18 protein-coding genes are annotated in these 20,807 nt (G+C 73.8%); 10 read left to right on the forward strand and 8 right to left on the reverse strand.

Annotated features, from left to right (window positions below; all coding sequences use genetic code 11):
- Positions 1-209: 209 nt before the first annotated feature.
- Positions 210-1,127 carry a LysR family transcriptional regulator gene (locus ACIRQF_RS20475; RefSeq protein WP_382478509.1) on the reverse strand — a complete coding sequence of 306 codons (918 nt, stop codon included), beginning with the start codon at positions 1,125-1,127 and terminating at the stop codon, positions 210-212.
- A 107-nt stretch (positions 1,128-1,234) separates the two neighbouring features.
- Between ACIRQF_RS20475 and ACIRQF_RS20480 the strand changes: the two genes are divergently transcribed.
- The 3 genes from ACIRQF_RS20480 to ACIRQF_RS20490 all read left to right on the forward strand — a co-directional run bounded on the left by ACIRQF_RS20480 (position 1,235) and on the right by ACIRQF_RS20490 (position 3,303).
- Positions 1,235-1,948: an MOSC domain-containing protein gene (locus ACIRQF_RS20480; RefSeq protein WP_404093859.1), complete on the forward strand. Its 714-nt coding sequence runs from the start codon at positions 1,235-1,237 to the stop codon at positions 1,946-1,948.
- A gap of 88 nt (positions 1,949-2,036) precedes the next feature.
- Positions 2,037-2,810 carry an SDR family NAD(P)-dependent oxidoreductase gene (locus tag ACIRQF_RS20485; RefSeq protein ID WP_389753317.1) on the forward strand — a complete coding sequence of 258 codons (774 nt, stop codon included), beginning with the start codon at positions 2,037-2,039 and terminating at the stop codon, positions 2,808-2,810.
- A gap of 94 nt (positions 2,811-2,904) precedes the next feature.
- A complete protein-coding gene (locus ACIRQF_RS20490; protein ID WP_404093862.1) occupies positions 2,905-3,303 on the forward strand; it encodes a hypothetical protein in 399 nt (132 codons plus the stop codon).
- 119 nt (positions 3,304-3,422) lie between these two features.
- Here ACIRQF_RS20490 and ACIRQF_RS20495 read toward each other — a convergent pair whose 3' ends face one another.
- On the reverse strand, positions 3,423-5,291 hold the full coding sequence (locus ACIRQF_RS20495) for a DUF2264 domain-containing protein (protein ID WP_404093864.1): 1,869 nt from the start codon (positions 5,289-5,291) through the stop codon (positions 3,423-3,425).
- Between the two features lie 171 nt (positions 5,292-5,462).
- Here ACIRQF_RS20495 and ACIRQF_RS20500 point away from each other — a divergent pair, with 171 nt between their 5' ends.
- From ACIRQF_RS20500 to ACIRQF_RS20520, 5 genes are all read left to right on the forward strand, one after another.
- The gene (locus tag ACIRQF_RS20500) at positions 5,463-6,572 is read left to right on the forward strand and encodes a substrate-binding domain-containing protein (protein ID WP_404093867.1); all 1,110 of its coding nucleotides are present in this window, start codon (positions 5,463-5,465) and stop codon (positions 6,570-6,572) included.
- Between the two features lie 99 nt (positions 6,573-6,671).
- Positions 6,672-7,997, forward strand: a complete 1,326-nt coding sequence (locus tag ACIRQF_RS20505; RefSeq protein ID WP_404093870.1) for an ABC transporter substrate-binding protein — start codon at positions 6,672-6,674, stop codon at positions 7,995-7,997.
- 4 nt (positions 7,998-8,001) lie between these two features.
- On the forward strand, positions 8,002-8,901 hold the full coding sequence (locus ACIRQF_RS20510) for a carbohydrate ABC transporter permease (RefSeq protein ID WP_376635478.1): 900 nt from the start codon (positions 8,002-8,004) through the stop codon (positions 8,899-8,901).
- Positions 8,898-9,749 (forward strand): carbohydrate ABC transporter permease, encoded by an 852-nt coding sequence (locus ACIRQF_RS20515; protein WP_376635476.1) that lies wholly within the window; start codon positions 8,898-8,900, stop codon positions 9,747-9,749. Before ACIRQF_RS20510 ends, ACIRQF_RS20515 begins: the two co-directional genes overlap by 4 nt.
- Positions 9,750-9,766: 17 nt before the next feature.
- Positions 9,767-10,786: a hydroxyacid dehydrogenase gene (locus tag ACIRQF_RS20520; RefSeq protein ID WP_404093875.1), complete on the forward strand. Its 1,020-nt coding sequence runs from the start codon at positions 9,767-9,769 to the stop codon at positions 10,784-10,786.
- Here the strand turns inward: ACIRQF_RS20520 and ACIRQF_RS20525 are convergent.
- Positions 10,763-14,233: a hypothetical protein gene (locus tag ACIRQF_RS20525; protein WP_404093878.1), complete on the reverse strand. Its 3,471-nt coding sequence runs from the start codon at positions 14,231-14,233 to the stop codon at positions 10,763-10,765. The two genes, ACIRQF_RS20520 and ACIRQF_RS20525, sit on opposite strands and share 24 nt — an antisense overlap.
- A gap of 86 nt (positions 14,234-14,319) precedes the next feature.
- Between ACIRQF_RS20525 and ACIRQF_RS20530 the strand changes: the two genes are divergently transcribed.
- Positions 14,320-15,018, forward strand: coding sequence for an ester cyclase (locus ACIRQF_RS20530; RefSeq protein WP_376635470.1), 699 nt, complete (start codon positions 14,320-14,322; stop codon positions 15,016-15,018).
- 95 nt (positions 15,019-15,113) lie between these two features.
- Here ACIRQF_RS20530 and groL read toward each other — a convergent pair whose 3' ends face one another.
- The 4 genes from groL to ACIRQF_RS20550 form a co-directional block, all read right to left on the reverse strand.
- The gene (gene groL / locus ACIRQF_RS20535; protein WP_376635468.1) at positions 15,114-16,742 is read right to left on the reverse strand and encodes a chaperonin GroEL; all 1,629 of its coding nucleotides are present in this window, start codon (positions 16,740-16,742) and stop codon (positions 15,114-15,116) included.
- Between the two features lie 116 nt (positions 16,743-16,858).
- Entirely contained in the window at positions 16,859-17,167 is a 309-nt protein-coding gene (groES, locus tag ACIRQF_RS20540) for a co-chaperone GroES (protein ID WP_057584642.1), read from the reverse strand.
- A 174-nt stretch (positions 17,168-17,341) separates the two neighbouring features.
- Positions 17,342-17,656 carry a hypothetical protein gene (locus ACIRQF_RS20545; protein ID WP_404093883.1) on the reverse strand — a complete coding sequence of 105 codons (315 nt, stop codon included), beginning with the start codon at positions 17,654-17,656 and terminating at the stop codon, positions 17,342-17,344.
- A complete protein-coding gene (locus ACIRQF_RS20550; RefSeq protein WP_404093886.1) occupies positions 17,653-18,579 on the reverse strand; it encodes a polysaccharide deacetylase family protein in 927 nt (308 codons plus the stop codon). The genes ACIRQF_RS20545 and ACIRQF_RS20550 overlap by 4 nt, the downstream gene beginning before the upstream one ends.
- Positions 18,580-18,679: 100 nt before the next feature.
- Here ACIRQF_RS20550 and ACIRQF_RS20555 point away from each other — a divergent pair, with 100 nt between their 5' ends.
- Positions 18,680-19,864 carry a THUMP-like domain-containing protein gene (locus ACIRQF_RS20555; RefSeq protein WP_389753344.1) on the forward strand — a complete coding sequence of 395 codons (1,185 nt, stop codon included), beginning with the start codon at positions 18,680-18,682 and terminating at the stop codon, positions 19,862-19,864.
- Here ACIRQF_RS20555 and ACIRQF_RS20560 read toward each other — a convergent pair.
- Entirely contained in the window at positions 19,809-20,465 is a 657-nt protein-coding gene (locus ACIRQF_RS20560) for a hypothetical protein (RefSeq protein WP_382478530.1), read from the reverse strand. The two genes, ACIRQF_RS20555 and ACIRQF_RS20560, sit on opposite strands and share 56 nt — an antisense overlap.
- Positions 20,466-20,807 lie beyond the last annotated feature (342 nt).

Raw genomic sequence — 20,807 nt, forward strand, 5'->3', positions numbered from 1 at the left:
ACCCCACGACGACCACGGACGGGCGCACGTCGCTCACTCCGACGGCCCGCACGCCGTCACCCGGACGGGCCCGGGCGGGCCACCCGGACGGCCCCGCGAGGGTCACTCGTACGGCCCCGCACGCTGGGCCGTACGAGACGCCGAATCCACCCGTACGGCCGGTGGGCGGACCACTCTTACGGCCGCACCGGCGGGTCACTCCGACGGCGCTACGCCCGTGTCCCCGCGAGGTTCGTGCCGCGCGCCGCGGCGCGGACCAGCTCGTCGAGGGTGGCGGCCACGGCGGGGACCTGAGCCAGGTCCGGAAGGGTCAGCGCCACGATCTCGCGCTCCACGGCGGGCTCCACCGTCACGGTGACGGCTCCCTTGGGCCGTACGGACTCGATCGCGAGCTCCGGCAGGACCGCCACGCCGAGCCCCGCGCCCACCAGGCCCACCACGGCCGGGTAGTCGTCGGTGGCGAAGTCGATCCGGGGTGTGAAGCCCGCCTTCTCGCAGACGTCCACCAACTGGCGGCGGCAGCGCGGGCAGCCCGCGATCCAGGGGTCCTCGGCGAGCTCCCCGATCGTGACGGCCTCCGCCCCGGCGAGCCGGTGCCCCTCGGGGACGAGCCCGACGAGCCGGTCGGCGAGCAGCGGCCGGACCACGAGGTCGTCCCAGGCGTCCGGGCCCGCGCCGTAGCGGAAGGCGAGGGCCACGTCGCAGTCGCCCTCCCGGAGCATCTCCACCGAGCGCGGCGGCTCGGCCTCGACCAGCGAGACCCGGGTGCCGGGGTGGGCGGCGCGCAGCGCGGCGAGCGCGGTGGGGACGAGGGTGGAGCTGCCGCTGGGGAAGGAGACCAGCCGGACCCGGCCGGCCCGCAGGCCCGCGATGGCGGCGACCTCCTCCTCGGCGGCGGTGAGGCCGGCGAGGATGCCGGAGGCATGCCGGACCAGGGCCTCGCCCGCCTGGGTGAGGCGCATCTCGCGCCCGGTGCGGACGAGCAGCGGGGTCCCGGCGGAGGCTTCGAGCGCCTTCATCTGCTGGCTCACCGCGGGCTGGGTGCAGCCCAGTTCCCGGGCGGCGGCGGAGAAGGAGCCGGTCGCGGCGACGGCGCGCAGGACGCGGAGGTGGCGGGCCTCGATCATGTTTCGAGCATAAGTGACCCTTGGGCGAGGGCGCGAATTCTGCCGATGAACTTTCAGGCCTTCGCTCGGACGCCCGCCCCGGCCGTGCCACCACCTAGGGTGCGCGTATGGAGCTCTTGAGTGTGAATGTCGGACAGGACCGGCCGGTCGCCTACACGAACGCCCCCTCGGGAAGGACGGGCATCGACAAGCGCCCGGTCGACGGGCCCGTGCGGGTCGACGCCCCCGCCCCCGGCGGTGCAAGCGGTGTCGCCGGGGACGCCGTCTGCGACCTGCGTTTCCACGGCGGCCCGGACCGGGCCGTCTACGCCTTCGCCCGCGAGGACCTGGACTCCTGGGAGGCCGAGCTCGGCCGCTCCTTCTCCCCCGGCTCCTTCGGCGAGAACCTCACCACCCGGGGCCTGGACGTCAACAACGCCCTGATCGGCGAGCGCTGGCGGATCGGCGACGAGGTCGTCCTGGAGGTGACCGGCGGCCGCATCCCCTGCCGCACCTTCGCGGGCTTCGTCGAGGAGGCCGGCTGGGTGCGCCGCTTCAACGCGTCGACGGCCGGACCGGGCGCGCTGCTCCGGGTGGTCGTCCCCGGCGAGATCCGGGCCGGCGACCGGGTGGAGGTCGTCCACCGCCCCGCCCACGAGATCACCGTCGCCCGGCTGCACCACGCCGCGACAGCCGACCGTTCGCTCCTGCCGGAGACCCTGGTCGCGGCCGAGTGGATGGAGTCGGGGCTCCTCGAACTCGCCCGCACCTACGCGGAGAAGTACGGGACGAAGGACGGGGAGACGGACGGGGCCACGGGCGGGGCGGAGAACGGGGAGTAGGCGGCCGTCGTCTGGGGCCCGGGCGCACGCCCCGGCCGAGCGCTCTCCCACACACGCCGTTCACACGGCGCGGGCTAACGTGCCGCGTATGACGACTGCATTGATTACGGGTGCGACCGCCGGCATCGGCGCCGCCTTCGCGCGGCGGCTCGCCGCGGACGGACATGACGTGGTGCTCGTGGCACGCGACGTGAAGCGGCTGCGCGAGCAGGCCACCGAGCTGCACGACCGGCACGGGATCGAGGCCGAGGTGCTCGCGGCGGACCTGTCCGAGGAGGAGGGCATCGCGGCCGTCGAGGCGCGGCTCTCCGACGACAGGCGCCCGGTCGACCTCCTGGTGAACAACGCCGGGTTCGGCAACAAGGGCCGCTTCCTCGAGGTGTCGATGGACGACGAGCTGCGGATGCTGAAGGTGCACTGCGAGGCGGTGCTGCGGCTGACGTCCGCAGCCGCCGGGTCGATGCGGTCGCGCGGCCGGGGCGGGGTGGTGAACGTCGCCTCGGTGGCCGCCTTCGTGCCGCGCGGGACCTACGGGGCCTCGAAGTCCTGGGTCGTGCAGTTCACCCAGGGCGCGGCCCGGGACCTGGCGGGCAGCGGGGTGCGCCTGATGGCCCTGTGCCCCGGCTTCGTACGGACGGAGTTCCACCAGCGGGCGGGGATGGGGACGGACAACATCCCGGGCTGGATGTGGCTGGACGCGGACAAGCTGGTGGCCGCGGCGCTCGCCGACCTGGCCCGGGGACGGACGCTGTCCATCCCCGACCCCCGCTACAAGGCGCTCATGGGTGTGGTGAAGCTGGCCCCGCGCGGTCTGCTCGGCGGGGTGTCGTCGAAGGCCGGCCGCAAGTACGGCCCGAAGTAGGCCCCGTGCGGGGCGGGCGCCTGGGAGCCGCTACTCAGCGGGGGTGAGCACGAGCGCTCTGCCCGGGCGCCGGGCACGGCAGGAGACTCGGGGCATGGACATGAAGCCCCTGAAACTCGTTCCCTTCCTGGTGACGGCCGCCGTGTCGGTCGCGGCCTGGCTCGCGTGGCTGGGCTGGGACCAGCGGCGCGACGTCCACCCGGACGGCTCGGAGACCGGCCCGTACGAGGCCTGGCAGGTCGTCGGCCTCGTGCTGACGGTGCTGGTGGCGGTGGGCTGGGCGGCGGCCCGGCGTCATGTCCAGGCCGCCTCGTTCGGCACCGCGGCCGGACTGACGGTCGCCTCCTTCGCCGACTGGTCGGACGACGCCAGCGGCCTCTACGTGATCGGCGTGGGCATGGTCGCCGCGGGAAGTCTCGCGGGTGCCTTCGCCGTCTCCGCCCTGATCGCGTCCGTCACCGGTCGCGGGCGGCGCGGCGCCGGGGGCCGCTAGGCCGTCTCTTTCGGATCCTGCCGGGCTCGCGGGGTCTGGCACGCACGCTCGCCGCGTCGTCGTCGGTCCACGACGCTCCGGGCCGCGTCCTCAGGACCGGGCCGGAACGGCGGGCGGCGTCACGGCCCGTGATCGAAGTCGTCGTAGGAGAGATCCGCGGTGGTGCCGTCCCGCCAGGTCACCCGGAGCGTGCGGGGGCCGGTGACCTGGACGGTCGCGAGCGTGGCGACGGGTCCCGGGGCGGGTTCGGCGGTGAGGGAGACGAGGGCGACGAAGAGCGTCTCGGCGCCGCTCGTCCGGCCGTGCACGGCCGGGGTACGGGTGGGGCCGGCGCCCTGGAGGGTCGCCCCGGTGGGGAGTTCGGTCACCCCGGGGCGGTAGCCGTGGACGGGGTGCACCTGGGAGACGGGCCCGTCGGTGTGCGTGGCCCAGCCGGTCTGCCGCACCGGGGTCCCCTCGGGGGCGCCGAGCACGAGGTGGGCGCGGACCTCGGCGCGACCGTGGGCGAGGGTCGCGGACAGGACGCGGACGCCGGGCAGCGGGGTGTGCCGGGAGGCCGCCCGGTCGGGTCCGCTGCCCAGCGGGTCGGCGGGGCCGCGCACGGTCGCGGTGCCGTCGGGGCGGAGCAGCGCGAAGTGGTTGTCGGCCGGGTCGGGGGCGGTGGTGGGTCCCGTACGGGTGGAGTAGGCGTGCCGGGCGTAGCCCGGGTCGTCGCCCCCGCCGACCGGGTTGCTGCCGTGGTTGTGGAGGCGGACGAGCCCGTCGGCGGCGGTGCTCTGGACGAGCAGTCCGGTGGGCCCGAGGGGCCGTACGGCGTCGGCGCGTTCGGCGGGCAGCGGCTCCTCCTTCGCGGTCCACACGGGGTGGCCGGCGGGGAGCAGCAGCCCGAGGAATCCCTTGGACGCCCAGTACGGGGATCCGGGGCCCGAGTAGGACTGGAGGACGGGCTCGTACGGGCCGTGCCAGCCCAGGGTGAGCCGCCCCCGCGGGTCGGTGGCGCCGCGGTCGAGGAAGTACCGCAGGGCGCCGGAGGCGAGGCGGCGGGTGGCGCCGGGGGTGAGCGGGGTGTGCCCGGTGAGGGCGCCGAGCCAGGGGGCCGCGGCGGCGGCGAAGCGGTAGGTCAGGGAGCGCCCGTACGGGACCGGGGCGCCGTTGCTGTCGAAGAGGTGGACGTGGGCGTCGAGCTGGGCGCGCAGCCGGGGTCCGTAACGGTCGAGGAGGGCCCGGTCGCCGGCCAGGTGGGCGTGCAGCACGGGGTAGAAGTGCAGGGCCCAGGCGTTGTAGTGGTCGAAGGCGCGGTTGTCGCCGTCGCTGTACCAGCCCTCGCCGAGCCACCATTCCTCGATCCGGTCGAGGGAGCGCTCGATCGTGGCGGCGGCGCGGTCGGTCTCGATGCCGGCGTCCTGGAGGAAGCCGGCGACGGTCAGGCCGAAGAGCCACCAGTTGTTGTCGACGGGGGACGGTCCGAGGGCGGGGAGCAGCCAGTCGACGGCCCGTTGGCGGACGCGGTCGTCGAGCCGGTCCCACACACGGCTGCGGGTGAGGCGCAGGGCCAGGGCGACGGAGGCGGACTCGACGACGGCCTGGCGGGTGGCGCCCATGAGCGGCCAGGAGTCCGGGCCGTCGGTTCCGGGACGCTCGGTGCCCGCGGCGAGCCCTTCGGCGTAGCGGGCGAGGTGGGCGTCGTCGCCGAGGAGGCCGGCGAGGAGAAAGGTGCGGGCGTAGCCCTCCAGTCCGTCGGAGCGCGGGCCGGACAGGCTGGGGCGGGGGCCGGGGAGGTCGATCAGGCCGCCGCGGGGCGAGGCGTGCGGGCGGACGGCGTGGAGGAGACGGTCGGCGGCGCCCTCCCAGTGGGCCCGGGTCCATCCGGTGTACGGACTGAGCACGCGGTCCTCGGGTGCTGCGGTGGCGGGGGCCGCGGGCGCTGCGGTGGCGGGGGCCGCGGGCGTTGCGGCCGTCGGCTCACGCTTCTCGGGCGGCGTGGGCATGATGCTCCCTGAACTGGCTGGGGACGTCGGCGTCGCCCGGAATCCTGGAGACGCTCCGATCGGACGTCAAGAGGTGACGGAGCGAATGATCGAAATTCCTTCCGTTCGATCATTTCGCTTCGACCTGGTCTAAGGTCGGGTGACCACCACCACCGCAAGGGGGACCGCACCGTGCGCGAGAGTGCCGCCCAACGACACGCCCGACTGCTGGCCCTGGTGCGCGAGCGCGGCACGGCCCGCGTCTCCGACCTGGCCGGACAGCTCGGGGTCTCCCCCGTCACCGCGCGCCGGGACGTCGAGGCGCTGGCCGCGAAGGGCCTGCTCGACCGGGTGCACGGCCAGGTCTCCTGGCCCGGCGGCGCGGGAGCGGGCACCGGGCCCGCCGCGGCCGGCGGCCTGGTCCTCGGACTGCTCGCACCTTCCGCCACGTACTACTTCGCCGAGGTCATCCGGGGCGCCCACGAGGCCGCCGCCCGGGCCGGCGCCCGGCTCGTCCTGCGGATCTCCGACTACCGTCCCGAGGAGGACCGGGCCCGCACCGAGGGCCTGCTCGCGGCGGGCGCCGAGGGCGTGCTGGTCGCGCCCGGCTGGCGCGGGCCCGAGGACCTGGTCGCGTACGGGGACTGGCTGGCCGGACTGCCGGTGCCGGCCGTGCTCCTGGAGCGCCGGGCCGCCCCGGGCACCCCGCTCGACGGCCTGGACCGGGTGTCCTCGGACCACGCGCACGGGGTGCTGCTCGCCGTGCGCCACCTGCTCGGACTCGGCCACGCCACCCCGCTCCTGGTGGCCCGCGGGGACAGCCCGACGGCGCTCGCGGTGCGGGCGGGCTACGCGGAGGCCCTGGCGACCCTGGACCTGGAGGCACCGCGTCCGGTGATCGGCTCCGTGCCGGCGGAGACCGACCCGGAGGGCTTCGAGCGGGCGGTGCGGGCCCTGCACGAGGCGGTCACCTCGGGGCTCGCGAGCGCGGCGCTGGTCCACAACGACGTGGACGCCATCCAGATGGTGCAGCGGCTCGCCGAGCTGGGCGTGCGGGTGCCGGAGGACCTGGCCCTGATCGCGTACGACGACGAGGTCGCCGCGCTCGCCGACACCCCGCTCACGGCGGTCGCCCCGCCCAAGCGGCAGGTGGGCCGGCACGCCACGGAACTCCTGGTCGAGCGGCTGACCGAGGGGGCCGGCGAGGAGTCCGCGCGACGGCATCTGAGCCTGCTGCCGCGGCTGCGCGTCCGGGCGTCGTGCGGTGCGGACGGGCTGTCGGTCGCCCCGCACGCGATCTGATCTTTTTTCGATCAATCAATCTTTCGCTCTTGACTTCGCTCAGGAAGCGTCCCAGGATCACGGCCAACCCGTCCACGCCGCCGTGTCAGGAGCCGTGCCGTGAGCCGTAGTTGGAACCCCTGGAGCAGAACCACCCGCGTCATAGCCGGCACCGCCACCGCCCTGGCCGTCCTCACGGCCTGCGGCGGAAGCGGTGACGCGGCGGGCAAGGGCGGCGCGAACGAGCCGGTCACCGTCACCTTCTGGGGCTGGGCCAAGGGCTCCAGGGACGTCGTCGACGCCTTCAACGCCTCCCACGACGACATCCGGGTGACGTTCGAGGAGATCCCGTCCGGCACCGCCGGCGGCTACGCCAAGATCTCCAACGCCGTGAAGGCGGGCAACGCCCCCGACCTGGTCTCCATCGAGTACTCCTCGCTCCCGGAGTTCGTGTCCTCGGGAGCCCTGCAGGACATCGGCGGCGAGTTCACCGAGCAGGACCGCGCGAAGCTCCTGCCCCAGGCCGTCGAGCTCACCACCCTCGGCGGCAAGAGCTGGGCGGTGCCCTTCGACGCCGCCCCGCAGGCCTTCTACTACCGCAAGGACCTCTTCGCGAAGTACGGGGTCACCGTCCCGAGGACCTGGGACGAGTTCAGGTCGGCGGCGGAGAAGGTCAGGAAGGCCGACGCCAAGACCCGGATCGCGACCTTCTTTCCCGACGACCCGACCACCTTCGAGGCCATGGCCTGGCAGGCCGGCGCCCAGTGGTTCAAGGCCGAGAACGACACCTGGAAGATCGACACGACCGACCCGGCCACCACCAAGGTCGCCGCCTACTGGCAGGGCCTCCTCGACGCCGGTCTCGTCCACAAGAACGCCTCGTTCAGCCCCGAGTGGACCGGCTCCCTCAAGAACGGCACCACCATCGGCTACCTCGGCGCCTCCTGGGGCGCGGGCGTCCTCAAGGGCACCCTGCCCGAGCAGAGCGGCAAGTGGGCCGTCGCGCCCATGCCCCACTGGGGCACCCCTGCCAGCGGCATGCTCGGCGGCACCTCCTTCGCCGTGACCAGGGACAGCCGGAACAAGGCCGCGGCGGTCGAGTTCGCCGAGTGGATGGCGACGACCGAGGCCGGCGTGAAGGCCCGTATCGCCTCCGGCACCTCCAGCGCCTTCCCCGCCGCCACCTCCCTGCGCCCGGTCGCCAAGTCGGTCTTCGACGCGAGCTACTACGGCGGCCAGGACATCTACGCCCTCTTCGAGGAGGCCGGCGCCTCCATCGACAAGAACTGGGCATGGGGGCCGACCACCGGGACCACCAACACCACCATCAAGGACCACTTCGGCAAGATCTCGCACGGCGGTCCCGGCATCACCGACGCGATCAGGGCCGGTCACGACGCCACCGTCGCCGAACTCGGCAAGCGCGGCCTGAAGGTCGAGGGCTGACCCGGTGAAGGCCCGCACCCGCGCGGCGGCGACCCTGCTGACCCCGTTCTTCCTGCTCTTCACCGCGGTGATGGTGGTGCCGATCGGCTACGCGGTCCGGCTCAGCCTCTTCACCGAGAAGCAGTCGGGACTCGGCTTCGGCGGCAGCGAGACCGTGTTCAGCGGCCTCGACAACTACACCGCGGCGCTGGGTGACCGGGCCTTCCGCGAGGGCTTCGGCGTGCTGCTCGGGTACTGCCTGCTCTACATCCCGCTGCTGCTCGCCGGGGCCCTCGGCCTCGCCCTGCTGCTCGACTCGGCGCTCGCCCGCGCCCGCCGCTTCTTCCAGCTCGCGCTCTTCCTGCCGCACGCCGTCCCCGGCATCATCGCCGCGCTGATCTGGGTCTACCTCTACACACCCCAGCTGAGCCCGGTCGTCCAGGCCATGGAGGCCGGCGGCGTCGGCTTCGACTTCTTCTCCCCGGAGGGCTCCCTGCCGTCCGTCGTCAACATCGCGCTGTGGGAATGGCTCGGCTACAACATGGTGATCTTCTACGCCGCGCTCCAGGCCATCGACCGCTCCGTCCTGGAGGCCGCCACCGTCGACGGCGCGGGGGCCTGGCGGACCGCCTTCGCCGTCAAACTCCCGCTGATCAGGGCCTCGCTGGCGATGGTCGCGCTGTTCACCGTCATCGGCTCGCTGCAGCTGTTCACCGAGCCGCTCATCCTCAACAAGGGCACCGGCTCCGCCGTCACCTCGACCTGGACTCCCAACATGTACGCGTACACCGCCGCGTTCGACCGGAACGACTACGGTCTCGCCGCGGCCGCGTCCGTGCTGCTGGCGCTGACGGCCGCGCTGCTCTCCTTCGGCGTCACCCGCCTGACCGGCCGCCGGAACCGCCGGAAGGAGCGGACGGCATGAGCAACCGCCCCCGCAACGTCTGGCTGTCGAAGACCGCCGTCAACGGCGCCCTCGTCCTCGCCGTCGTCTACATGCTCTTCCCCCTCGTCTGGCTGCTGACCGCCGCCACCAAGGACGCCGGCGGGCTCCTCGCCGGCAACGCCTTCTCCTTCGAGGGCTTCGACCTCGGCGGCAACCTGTCCCGACTCGCCGCCTACGACGACGGCGTCTACGTCCGCTGGTACCTGAACAGCCTGCTCTACGCGGGCCTCGGCGCCCTCGGCTGCTCACTGGTCAGCGTCGCCGCCGGGTACGCCTTCGACAAGTACGACTTCCCTGGCAAGGAGAAGCTGTTCGGTGTCGTCCTGCTCGGCGTGCTCGTCCCCACCACGGCCCTCGCGCTGCCCATGTACCTGCTCGCCAGCGAGGTGGGCATCGTCAACACCTACTGGGCCGTCTTCGTCCCGGTCCTCGTCAACCCCTTCGGGGTCTACCTCGCCCGGGTCTTCAGCGCCGGCTACATCCCCGACGAGGCCCTGGAGGCCGCCCGTATCGACGGGGCCGGCGAACTGCGCACCTTCTGGTCCATCGGGCTCCCCATGGTGATGCCCGGCTTCGTCACCGTCTTCCTCTTCCAGTTCACCGCGATCTGGAACAACTTCTTCCTCCCCCTGGTGATGCTCTCGGACCAGAAGCTCTTCCCGCTGAGCCTCGGCCTCTACGCGTGGAACAGCAACGCCCACGCGGAACCCGACTTCTACCCCCTCGTCGTCACCGGATCCCTGCTGGCCGTCGTCCCCCTCGTCGTCGCCTTCGTCTCCCTCCAGCGCCACTGGAAGGCGGGTCTGACCGCCGGCAGCGTCAAGTGAGGAACTCAGATCCCACGATGCACCCCACCACCGACAACCGCCCCGCCCTCCTCCTCGCGATGGGCCCGGGCGTCGCCGAACGCCTCCTCACCGAGGACCACCGCGCCCGGCTCGCCGCGCTCACCCGCACCGACCCGTCCCTGGTCGCCCACGACCTGACGGCGCCCGGTCCCGAGGCGGCCGCGGCCCTCGCCGAGGCCGAACTCCTCCTCACCTGCTGGGGCGCCACCCCGCTCACCCCGGAGGTCCTGGACCGCGCCCCGCGCCTCAGGGCCGTCGTCCACGCGGCGGGCTCCGTCAAGCACCACATCACCGACGCCTGCTGGGCCCGCGGCATCCAGGTCACCTCGGCGGCCGCCGCCAACGCGCTGCCCGTCGCCGAGTACACGCTCGCCGCGATCCTGCTCGCCGGGAAACGGGTGCTGCGCTCGGCCCGGCAGTACGCCGAACTGCGCACCGACCAGGCCTGGATCGCCGAGTCCGCCTCCTGGGGCAACTACCGCAGGACCGTCGGCATCGTCGGCGCCTCCCGCATCGGCCGCCGGGTCCTCGACCTGCTCCGCCCCTTCGACCTCCAGGTCCTCCTCCACGACCCGTACGTCACGGCCGCCCCGCCCGGCGTCGAGCTCGTGGGCCTCGACGAACTGTGCGCACGCAGCACGATCGTCTCCGTCCACGCACCCCAGCTCCCCGCCACGTACCGCATGATCGGCGCGTCGCAGCTCGCCGCGATGCCCGACGGCGCGACGCTGATCAACACCGCCCGCGGCTCCCTCGTCGACGAGGACGCCCTGCTCCCCCATCTCCGCTCGGGCCGACTCCACGCGATCCTCGACGTGACCGACCCCGAACTCCCGCCGCCGGACTCCCCGCTCTACGAGCTCCCCAACGTCCTCCTCACCCCGCACGTCGCCGGCTCCCTCGGCAACGAGCTCCACCGCATGGCCGACCAGGCCCTGGAAGAGGTGGCACGGTACGCACGGGGGGAGCCGTTCGCGGAGGAGGTCAGGGCGTCAGACCTGCAGCGCTCGGCGTAGCCGCTCGCCCTCGGCGAGGACCTCCGGAAGGACCTCCGGCGCCCACCGCAGGACCGCCGGGAGCACGTCGTACCACTGCCCCAGGTGCAGAGCGAGCGCCGTGCAGCGGCGGGCCCGGGCGGACTCCGTGTCCGGCAGCGCGGCCGCGAGCGCGGCCAGGACGTCGGCGCAGCTCCGCCCGAGCCCGTGCAGCCCGGCCAGGACCTCTTCGGCCCGGGCGTGCTCACCGGCCGCGACCAGGTCCCGCGCGAGCCCGAGCAGAGCCTCGGGGGCCTCGTCCGGGCCCAGGGAGCGGACCAGGGCGAGGGCCTCGTCGGGCCGGCCGACGAGGACGAGGGCCCGGGCCGCGGCACCGACCTCGTCCGGCCCGTCCGCCCTGGTGACCGTCGCCCGGACCACGCCCTGCGCGTCCGCCCGCCGCCCGAGGGCGAGCTGGGCCCGCACCAGGTCCGGCAGCGCCGTCACCGAGACCGCGGCCTCCGCCCGCCGCAGCCGGTCCAGCGCCTCCTCGACGCGCCCCGCCCGGGCCAGTGCCAGCGCCACCAGCGCCTCTGCCTGGCCCTCGGCCTCCCGGTCGGGCGGGTCGGTCGCGAGCCGATCGGCGTGCCGCCACGCGCCCGTCTCCGCCAGAGCGCGCAGGGCCGCCAGAAGCGCGGTGTCGACCAGCGCGGAGGAGCCCTCCACGAGACGGATCGCCGCCTCGTGGGCGCCGGCCGCGACCCGGGCCTCCACCACGGGGACGAGCGCGGGCTCGCGCAGCAGGAACGGCAGCGCCACGGCGAGGGCCTCGGCGCGGTCGGTCTCGCCGACCGCCAGCAGGGCGTCGACCAGGCGGAGGGGGTGGCCGTCCGAGCCGCGGAGCAGGTCCTCCGCGAGGAACGCGCGGGCCGTGCCGAGCAGTCCGTCCAGCGGGGCGAGCGCCTCGGCGACGCCGGCGATCCGGCGGACCAGCTCCCCGCGCGGCGGGACACCGCGCAGCCGCTCGGCCTCGGCGAGCAGCTCCACGGCGGTCGCCCGGTCCCCGCAGGCCAGGAGTTCGTCCGCGACCGCCAGCGAGAGGACGGCGTCCGTCGGCCCTCCCGTACGGGCCAGGGCGACGGCCGTGGCCGTGTCGCCGCGCCGGACGAGACCCCGCACGTACGTGCCGACGACCCGGTCCTGGGCCTGCGGGCCGATCTTCCGCAGCAGCGTTCTGAGGCCGTTCCAGTCGCCGGCTTCGGCCCGTCGGGCGGCCAGCAGCTCCCAGCCCCGTGCCGCGTCCGGCCGGGGCAGGCCGTCGAGCAGCGGTTCCGCCTCGGCGCCGCGCCCGGCGGCGATCAGCTCCTCGGCCAGGATGCGGCGGACCCGGCGGCCGGTGATGTCGTCGGGCAGCCGGCCCACGACGGCCAGCGCCCGGTCGAAGGCCCGCGCACGGGCCAGCTGCTCGGCGAACTCCTCCTCGCCGGGGCCGCCGCCGGACCGCAGCCCGAGGGCGGTGAGCCGGGCGAACTCTCCCGCGTCGGCGAGCGCCCGGGCCACCGCGTGCAGCGCGTACTCGTCGTCCGCGTCCGTCTCCTCGGCCGCGGCCAGACCGGCCGTGCGCAGGGCGTCGGCCCGCTCCGCGTACCCGGCCTCCCGCAGGGCGTCCGCGCCGTGCAGGAGCAGCGCGGCCCGGCACGGGTCCTCCGGTGATCCGGTCACGGCGTCCTCGGCCTCGTCGGCCCGGCCGGCCGCCAGCAGGGCGCGGCACACCAGGGTGACCGTCGCCATCCGCAGCGGATTCTCGACCGCGCCGTGCGCCCGGCGTGCGATCCGCAGCGCCGACCCGAACTCCCCCGCCTCGCACAGCGCCCGCACCAGCGCCGTCAGCTCCTGGTCCCTGAAGCCTTCCGGCACGGCCAGGACCGTCCGCTCGGCCCGCCGGTGCGCTCCCGTCGCGAGGAGCAGCGGGGTCAGGTGCACGGCCGCCCGGTGCCGCTCGAAGTCGCTCTCCCGCGTGAGTGCCAGCCGCTCCGCACGGTCCACGAGTTCCGCCGCCCCGGCCCGGTCGCCCGCGTCCAGCAGCCGGGTCGCGATCTCGGCGAGGACCCGTACGGTGCGCAGCGGGCTCTCGCCCTCGGCGAGGGCGAGAGCCCGGTCCACCTCGCCCGCGGCGGCCCAGGCACCGGCGAGTTCGGCCGGGAGGGTGCCGACGCGCAGGGCGAGTGCGTCCCGGCGCATCGCGAGCCGGAGCATCGAGGGGACGAGGTCCGGTCCGTCCCCGCGGGCGAGGAGTGCCTCCCCGGCCGCTCGGACCTCGGCGGCCGCGGGGCCGTCCCCGCCCGTCGCGGCGCGCATCCGGTCGTGCCGCACGGCGTCCAGGGCGCACGCCACCATGCGGTCCACGTCCCCGGTGGTCCGCAGCATCGCGCCGTACGACCGCAGCAGGTATTCCGGTGTCCCCTCCGGCCAGCCGCGCCGCCGCCACTCGTCGGCCCAGGCGTGCAGCCGGTTCCGGCGGCGGTCGAGTGCGCGGGTGCCCAGCATCTCCCGGGCCCGGACGCCGAGTTCCTCGTGGGCGAGCAGATAGGCCTCGCCACGCCGGGCGAAGGTCCGGCCGGGGCCGGTGCGGAGCACGTCCCGTACCCGGTAGGGGACCTCGCCGGTCAGCTCCGCGAGGTCGTCCGCCGTCAGGCCGCCGCCCGCGGCCGTGACGAGGGCGAGGATCTCGTGCGGCGCTCCCTCGGCGGTCAGCAGGTGCTTGAGCTCGCGCTCGGCCTCGGTCCGGATCGCGCGGGCCGCCGGGGAGGGGGCGAGGATCCGTACGGCCGCCGGGTCGCGCAGCGGATGGGTGTCGGGGACGTCCGGCGGGAGGGGCGGATGGAGACGGCCGGAGACGATCACGTGCCCGTCCGGCGGGAGGAGGGCCGCGATGGAGTGGGCGTCCGTGCCGGTGGTCACGCCCCGGTCCTCGTCGAGGCCGTCGACGAGCAGGACGAGCCGTTCGCCGCGCGCGGCGCAGACGCGGCCGGCGGCCCGGTGCAGGCGCAGCAGGTGGGCCTCGCGGGTGGCGGGGGTGAGCAGGGCGGGCAGGGGCTCGCCGGCCAGCTCGGCGAGCTGTTCCACGACGACGTCGACGAAGGCGACCGCGTCGTTCTGGGCGCCCCAGCGGGCGGTGACGAAGAAGGGCACGAGCCGAACCCCGGGCGGTGGGGCGAGGGCGAAGACCGCCATCAGGGCCGTCTTGCCGGCCCAGGCGTCGGCGCGCCAGTACCCGTATCCGGAGCCGGTCCGGCAGAAGGCGGCGAGTTCCGCCAACTCCGCCTCACGGCCGCTGAGTTCCCTGGGAGCGATCCGGCGGAGCTGTTCCCGGTAGCCCGAGCGGACGGCCGGCGGGGCACCGGTCACGACCCGGTTGCCGTCCCCGACCACCACGACGCCCCCGGTGTTGTCGACGGTGACCGGCCGCTCCCCCGGGGTCTGCTCCATGGCTCCCATGCTGCCAGGGCACCCCGGCCCCCCGGACCTAGACTGGAAGAGTTCGAGCGGGTCCGGGAGCGGCTCCGGGAGGCGCCATGACCTTCGTGCAGATCATCGACTGCAAGACCAGCGACGTCGACGGCCTGAATCGCCTCATGGACCGGTGGGTCGAACAGACCCGGGGCAAACGCACCGCCACCCACAGCATGGTCGGCAAGGACCGCTCCGACGCCTCCCATGTCGTGGAGATCGTCGAATTCCCCTCGTACGACGTGGCCATGCGCAATTCGCAGCTCCCCGAGACCGACCGGATCTTCCGGGAGATGGTGGCGCTCTGCGACGAGATGCCGACCTTCACCGACCTCGACGTGGTGCGGGACGAGGCCCTGTACAAGGCCAATGCGCGGCGGCTCCTGGAGATGTTCGCCGTCGAACAGGAGCTCGCGCTGCTCGACGGCGTGCTCGCCGAGGGGTACCACGACCACGACCCGACGAACGAGCAGGACGTCATCGGCATGGACGCCGTCCGGCGCGAGGTGGAGATGTGGCGGGGCGGCTTCGACTTCGCCTTCACGGTCGACGACCAGATCGCCGAGGGCGACCGGGTGTGCACGCGCTGGACCTGGCAGGGCACCCACACCGGGGACTTCATGGGGCTCCAGCCCACCGGCATGGAGGTGTCCATGACCGGCACGGTCATCCACCGCTTCGGGGACGACGGGAAGATCAAGGAAGGATGGTGGCAGTACGACCTGCTCGGGCTGATGGGGCAGCTCGGCGCGGTCGAGAGCTGAGCCGGGACGGCGGGCGACGGGCGAGGCCCGGTGCTCCCGCGACGGGAGCACCGGGCCTCGTGACCTTCAGGCGTCAGACCTCGTGACGTCGGGCGTCAGTGGGAGTGGCCGTGACCGTGGCCGTGGCCCGCGTCCGCCGGCTCCTCCTCCTTCTTCTCCACCACGAGGGTCTCGGTGGTGAGAAGCAGGGAGGCGATCGAGGCGGCGTTCTCCAGGGCGGAGCGCGTCACCTTCACCGGGTCGATGACGCCGGCCTTGACCAGGTCGCCGTACTCGCCGGTCGCGGCGTTGAAGCCCTGGCCCTTGTCGAGCTCCGCCACCTTCGCGGTGATGACGTAGCCCTCGAGGCCGGCGTTCTCGGCGATCCAGCGCAGCGGCTCGACGGCGGCGCGGCGGACGACGGAGACACCGGTGGCCTCGTCGCCGGTCTTGTCGAGGTTGCCCTCGAGGACCTTGACGGCGTGGACGAGCGCGGAGCCACCACCGGAGACGATGCCCTCCTCGACCGCGGCGCGGGTCGCGGAGATGGCGTCCTCGAGACGGTGCTTCTTCTCCTTCAGCTCCACCTCGGTGGCGGCGCCGACCTTGATGACGCACACGCCGCCGGCCAGCTTCGCGAGGCGCTCCTGGAGCTTCTCGCGGTCCCAGTCGGAGTCCGTGGACTCGATCTCGGCCTTGATCTGGTTGACGCGGCCGAGGACGTCCTCGGAGGTGCCGGCGCCGTCCACGATCGTGGTGTCGTCCTTGGAGACGGTCACGCGGCGGGCGGAGCCCAGCACGTCCAGACCGGCCTGGTCGAGCTTGAGGCCGACCTCCTCGGAGATGACGGTGGCACCGGTGAGGGTGGCCATGTCCTGGAGCATCGCCTTGCGGCGGTCACCGAAGCCGGGCGCCTTGACGGCGACGGCGTTGAAGGTGCCACGGATCTTGTTGACGACGAGGGTGGAGAGGGCCTCGCCCTCGACGTCCTCGGCGATGATCAGCAGCGGCTTGGAGCCACCGGCCTGGATGACCTTCTCGAGCAGCGGCAGGAGGTCCTGGATGGAGGAGATCTTGCCCTGGTTGATCAGGATGTACGGGTCGTCGAGGACGGCCTCCATACGCTCCTGGTCGCTGACCATGTACGGGGAGAGGTAGCCCTTGTCGAAGGCCATGCCCTCGGTGAAGTCGAGCTCCAGGCCGAAGGTGTTGGACTCCTCGACGGTGATGACACCGTCCTTGCCGACCTTGTCCATCGCCTCGGCGATGAGCTCGCCGACCTGCTGGTCCTGCGCGGAGAGCGCGGCGACGGCGGCGATGTCGGACTTGTCGTCGATCGGGCGGGCGGTCGCGAGGAGCTCCTCGGACACGGCCTTGACCGCGGCGTCGATGCCCTTCTTCAGGGCGGCCGGGGAGGCGCCGGCGGCGACGTTGCGCAGACCCTCGCGGACCAGCGCCTGGGCCAGCACGGTGGCGGTGGTGGTGCCGTCACCCGCGATGTCGTTGGTCTTGGTCGCCACCTCCTTCACGAGCTGCGCGCCCAGGTTCTCGTACGGGTCGTCCAGCTCGACCTCGCGAGCGATGGTGACACCGTCGTTGGTGATGGTGGGGGCGCCGAACTTCTTGTCGATGACGACGTTGCGGCCCTTGGGGCCGATCGTCACCTTCACCGTGTCGGCCAGCTTGTTGACGCCGCGCTCAAGGGCGCGACGGGCGTCCTCGTCGAACTTCAGGATCTTCGCCATGGGAGCGATTCAGCCCTCTCGGAAATCGTAGAAAAAACTGCGCCCCTGAACGCCCGCGGAGAAACCAGGGGGTCAGGGGCGCAGCTCAAAGCATCTGGTTCAGGTGCCTTGGTGACTTACTTCTCGATGATCGCGAGCACGTCGCGAGCCGAGAGGACGAGGAACTCCTCGCCGTTGTACTTCACCTCGGTGCCGCCGTACTTGCTGTAGAGCACGACATCGCCGACCTTGACGTCGAGCGGCAGGCGCTCGCCGTTCTCGAAGCGGCCCGGACCCACGGCGAGGACGGCGCCCTCCTGGGGCTTCTCCTTCGCGGTGTCCGGAATGACCAGGCCAGAGGCGGTGGTCTGCTCGGCGTCGAGCGGCTGGACCACAATGCGGTCCTCGAGCGGCTTGATGGCAACCTTGGAGCTGGTGGTCGTCACGATCCGACCTCCCCCTTCGGAGATCTCACGGGGTTAACTGTCTGAGGTGGCGACCAGGTGGATCCGTCGTCGCGGGTGCCGGACCTGCCCGTCGCTGTGTTGGCACTCTCCAGTGGGGAGTGCCAGAGCCGAGACTATGACCGCGATTAGCACTCGGTCAAGCGGAGTGCCAATTCACGACCCCGTGGCGCGAACGACCGCCCTCACCGCGCCGCCCTGAGGGGGAACGCCTGGACGGATTCCGTGGTTCCGTACGAGCGGGACGACCGTGGGGGCGGAGGGCCGGGAGGACACCGTGGGCCGGGGCTCCGCCGACGGGCGGACCGTCGGCTGCGGCGCCGACCGGTCCCGGTGCGGGCGCGGGGAGACCTTCTCCGCCGCCTTGCGGCCGAGGCGCTCGATCGGGTCGACCGAGGACGCGCAGGCCGGCAGGGCGATCAGCGCGCCGGTCAGGACCAGGGCGGCGGTCAGTCGGCGCGCCCGGCTCATACGTAGTCCTCGAGCTTCGCCACCGCGTACCCCTTGTCCGTGACCGTCTTCATCACCCTGCGGATCATGTCCGGCATGGTGCCCTTCCAGTCCCCCTTGCCACGGAAGTGCGTGAGGATGATGTCGCCCGGGTGCAGGTCCCGGTCCCACTCGCGCCATTCCATGTGGTCGACGAAGGCCTCGGAGGCCCACAGCGGGACCGCCTCGACGCCGCAGGACTTCGCCGCGCGCAGGGTGTCCTCGTTGTAGTTGCCGTACGGCGGGCGGAAGAGCCGGGGCCGCTCGCCGAACTGCTTCTGGATGACGTCCTGCATCCCGCAGATCTGGCGCTTCTGGCCGTCGTAGTCGAGGCCCGGCAGATACGGGTGGGTCAGGGTGTGGTTGTGCAGGGACACCCCGGAGTCCTGCATCTTCCTGAAGTAGCCGTAGTCGTCCTTGACCAGGTAGTCGCTGAGGAAGGCGCTGTACGGGATCTTCAGCTCGCTCATCATCCGCAGCAGGGCGGGGTCCTTCTCGGCGCCGTCGTCGATCGTCAGGAAGACGACCTTCTCCTTGGTCGGCACGGTGGTGAAGACCGGCGGCAGGCCCTTGCCGGCGGTCTCGAAGCCCTTGCGGGTGGTGATCTTCGGCTTCACCACGGGCGGCTGGGGCGCATCGAGCGGGGCCTTGTCCAGCCCCCACTTCCTGGCGGCGGCGACCCGCGCGGCGCGCGCCTTGCGGACCCGCTCGACATACGCGTTCAGCGCGCCGGCGGCGCCCTCCACGCGCCCCTGCTGGCCGGCCGCCGGCTTGGCCGGGGCGGGCTGCTCGCCGGCGCCCGGGTCGGCGCAGGCGGAGCCGAGCACGGCGACGAGCACGGCGACCCCGGCCACGCGCACGGACCAGAAGGAGGCCCTCTGTTCTTTTTGTCGTACTAGCTGCATGGCGCCGCATCCTGTCAGCGCCACGCCCCTCCGGGGTGCCGACACCACCGGCGGGCCCGCACCATCCCCCGGGCGGCCCACACCTCCCCCGACCAGCACAATGGGACGGGTGACCGACCTCGCCGCCTTCACCGCCCTGCTCGCCCCCGAGGGGCAGGCCCTCCTCGACACGCTGCGCGACTACGACCCCGCCCAGGAGCTGGCGGTCGCCTCCCGGCTGCGCCGCGACCACCCCGCCGAACTGGTCTCGGCGGCGCTGGGGCAGGCCCGGCTGCGGCAGCGGGCGGTCGCCAAGTTCGGCGCCGAGGACGCGTACCGGATGTACTTCACGCCCAACGGCGTCGAGCAGTCCACCCGGGCGAGCGTCGGCGCCTACCGGGCGGCCCGGCTGAAGGCGCTCGGCGTCGGCAGCGTCGCGGACCTCTGCTCCGGCATCGGCGGCGACGCCATCGCCCTGGCCCGCGCCGGGATCTCGGTCCTCGCCGTCGACCGCGACCCGCTGACCGCGGCCGCGGCACGGGCGAACGCGGCCGCCCTCGGGCTCGCGGACCTCGTCGAGGTGCGCTGCGCGGACGTGACCGAGGTCGACACCGGCCCGTACGACGCGGTCTTCGTCGACCCCGCGCGGCGCGGCGGCCGTGGCCGCATCTTCGACCCCGAGGCGTACTCCCCGCCGCTCTCCTGGGCGGTGGACGCCGCCCGCAAGGCCCCGCACGCGGCCCTCAAGATCGCCCCCGGCATCCCGCACGAGGCCGTGCCGGAGGAGGCGGAGGCGGAGTGGATCTCCGACGGCGGCGACGTGAAGGAGGCGGTGCTCTGGTTCGGCACCGAGCCCGGCGCCCGGCGCGCGACCCTGCTGCCCGGCGGCGCGGGCCTCGTCGGCCAGGGGCTGCCCGACCCGGCGGTCCGCCCGGTCGGGCGCTACCTCTACGAGCCGGACGGCGCCGTCATCCGCGCCCACCTGGTCGCCGACGTGGCCCGGGAGCTCGGCGGCGGCCTGATCGACGAGACCATCGCCTACATCACGGCCGACACCCTCACCCCGACCCCGTACGCCGCCGCCTACGAGATCACCGACGAACTCCCGTTCAACCTCAAGAAGCTGAAGGCCCTGCTCCGCGAGCGCGAGGTCGGCACCCTGACCGTCAAGAAGCGCGGCTCGGCCGTCGAGCCCGAGGAGATCCGCCGCAAGGTGAAGCCGAAGGGCCCCAACGCGGCGACGGTCCTGCTCACTCGGGTCGCGGGAGCCCCGACGATGCTGATCGGGCGGCCGGCCGGCCGGTGAGCCGGATCGCCAGGCGGTAGTGCGCGACGGCCTTGGCGAGGCCGGTCAGGCCGGTGATCCAGAGCCCGAGGCCGGCGCCCATCCCGTAGACGACCAGCGGGTATCCGCCGTTGTCGCGGGTGGTGTGCGCGGCGACCGCGAACGAAATCCAGAGGCCCGTCGCGCACAGGGCGAACGACAGCAGCAGCCAACAGGCGCTCAGCACCGGGGCGCGCAGCCGGGCGTCGGCCGCGGGCTCGGCGTCGAGCACGGCCCACTGCACGAGCCGCTCGCGCACCAGGCGGTCGCGCAGCACGCTGCGCACGGTCAGCCAGACGGCCGGAACCAGGGCACCGATCCCGGCGATCGCGCAGAACAGGCCGACGAGCAGGGTGGGCAAGTCGGCCAGGCCCCCACCGCCGAACGCCGACATGCCGATGCCGATCAGCCCCCAGCCGAACTCCAGCAGCACCAGCCAGACCAGAAACAGCGTCAGCCGCCCCGCGCCGAGCAACCGGCGCCCGAGCTCGTCCAGGGCCAGCGCCCGGTCGGCGAGCCGCGCCTCGCGGTCGGGCCAGCTCTGCAGCTCGGCGGGGGGCGGGGGCGGCGGGAGGTTCGACATGGCGTGGAGCCTAGGGGGTGGTCGCGCCGCCCTGCCCCGCGGCCCCGTCCATGATCCACCGGACGCCCGGCGACTCACCCGGCCCGCCTCGGCCCGCCCGGCCCCCCGGCCGCGCGCCTCCCCAGGCCTGCCCCCGGGCCTCCCTGGGTCCCTGGGTCCCTGCCCCATCCCTCCCCGGGGCCCTGCTCCCCGGCCCGTACGCCTCCCCAGGCCCTGCCCCCGGGCCTCCCTGGGTCCCTGGGTCCCTGCCCCATCCCTCCCCGGGGCCCTGCTCCCCGGCCCGTACGCCTCCCCGGGCCCTGCCCCCGGGCCTCCCTGGGTCCCTGGGTCCCTGCCCCATCC

The sequence above is a fragment of the Streptomyces sp. NPDC101191 genome (assembly GCF_044767915.1).
Taxonomy (GTDB): domain Bacteria; phylum Actinomycetota; class Actinomycetes; order Streptomycetales; family Streptomycetaceae; genus Streptomyces.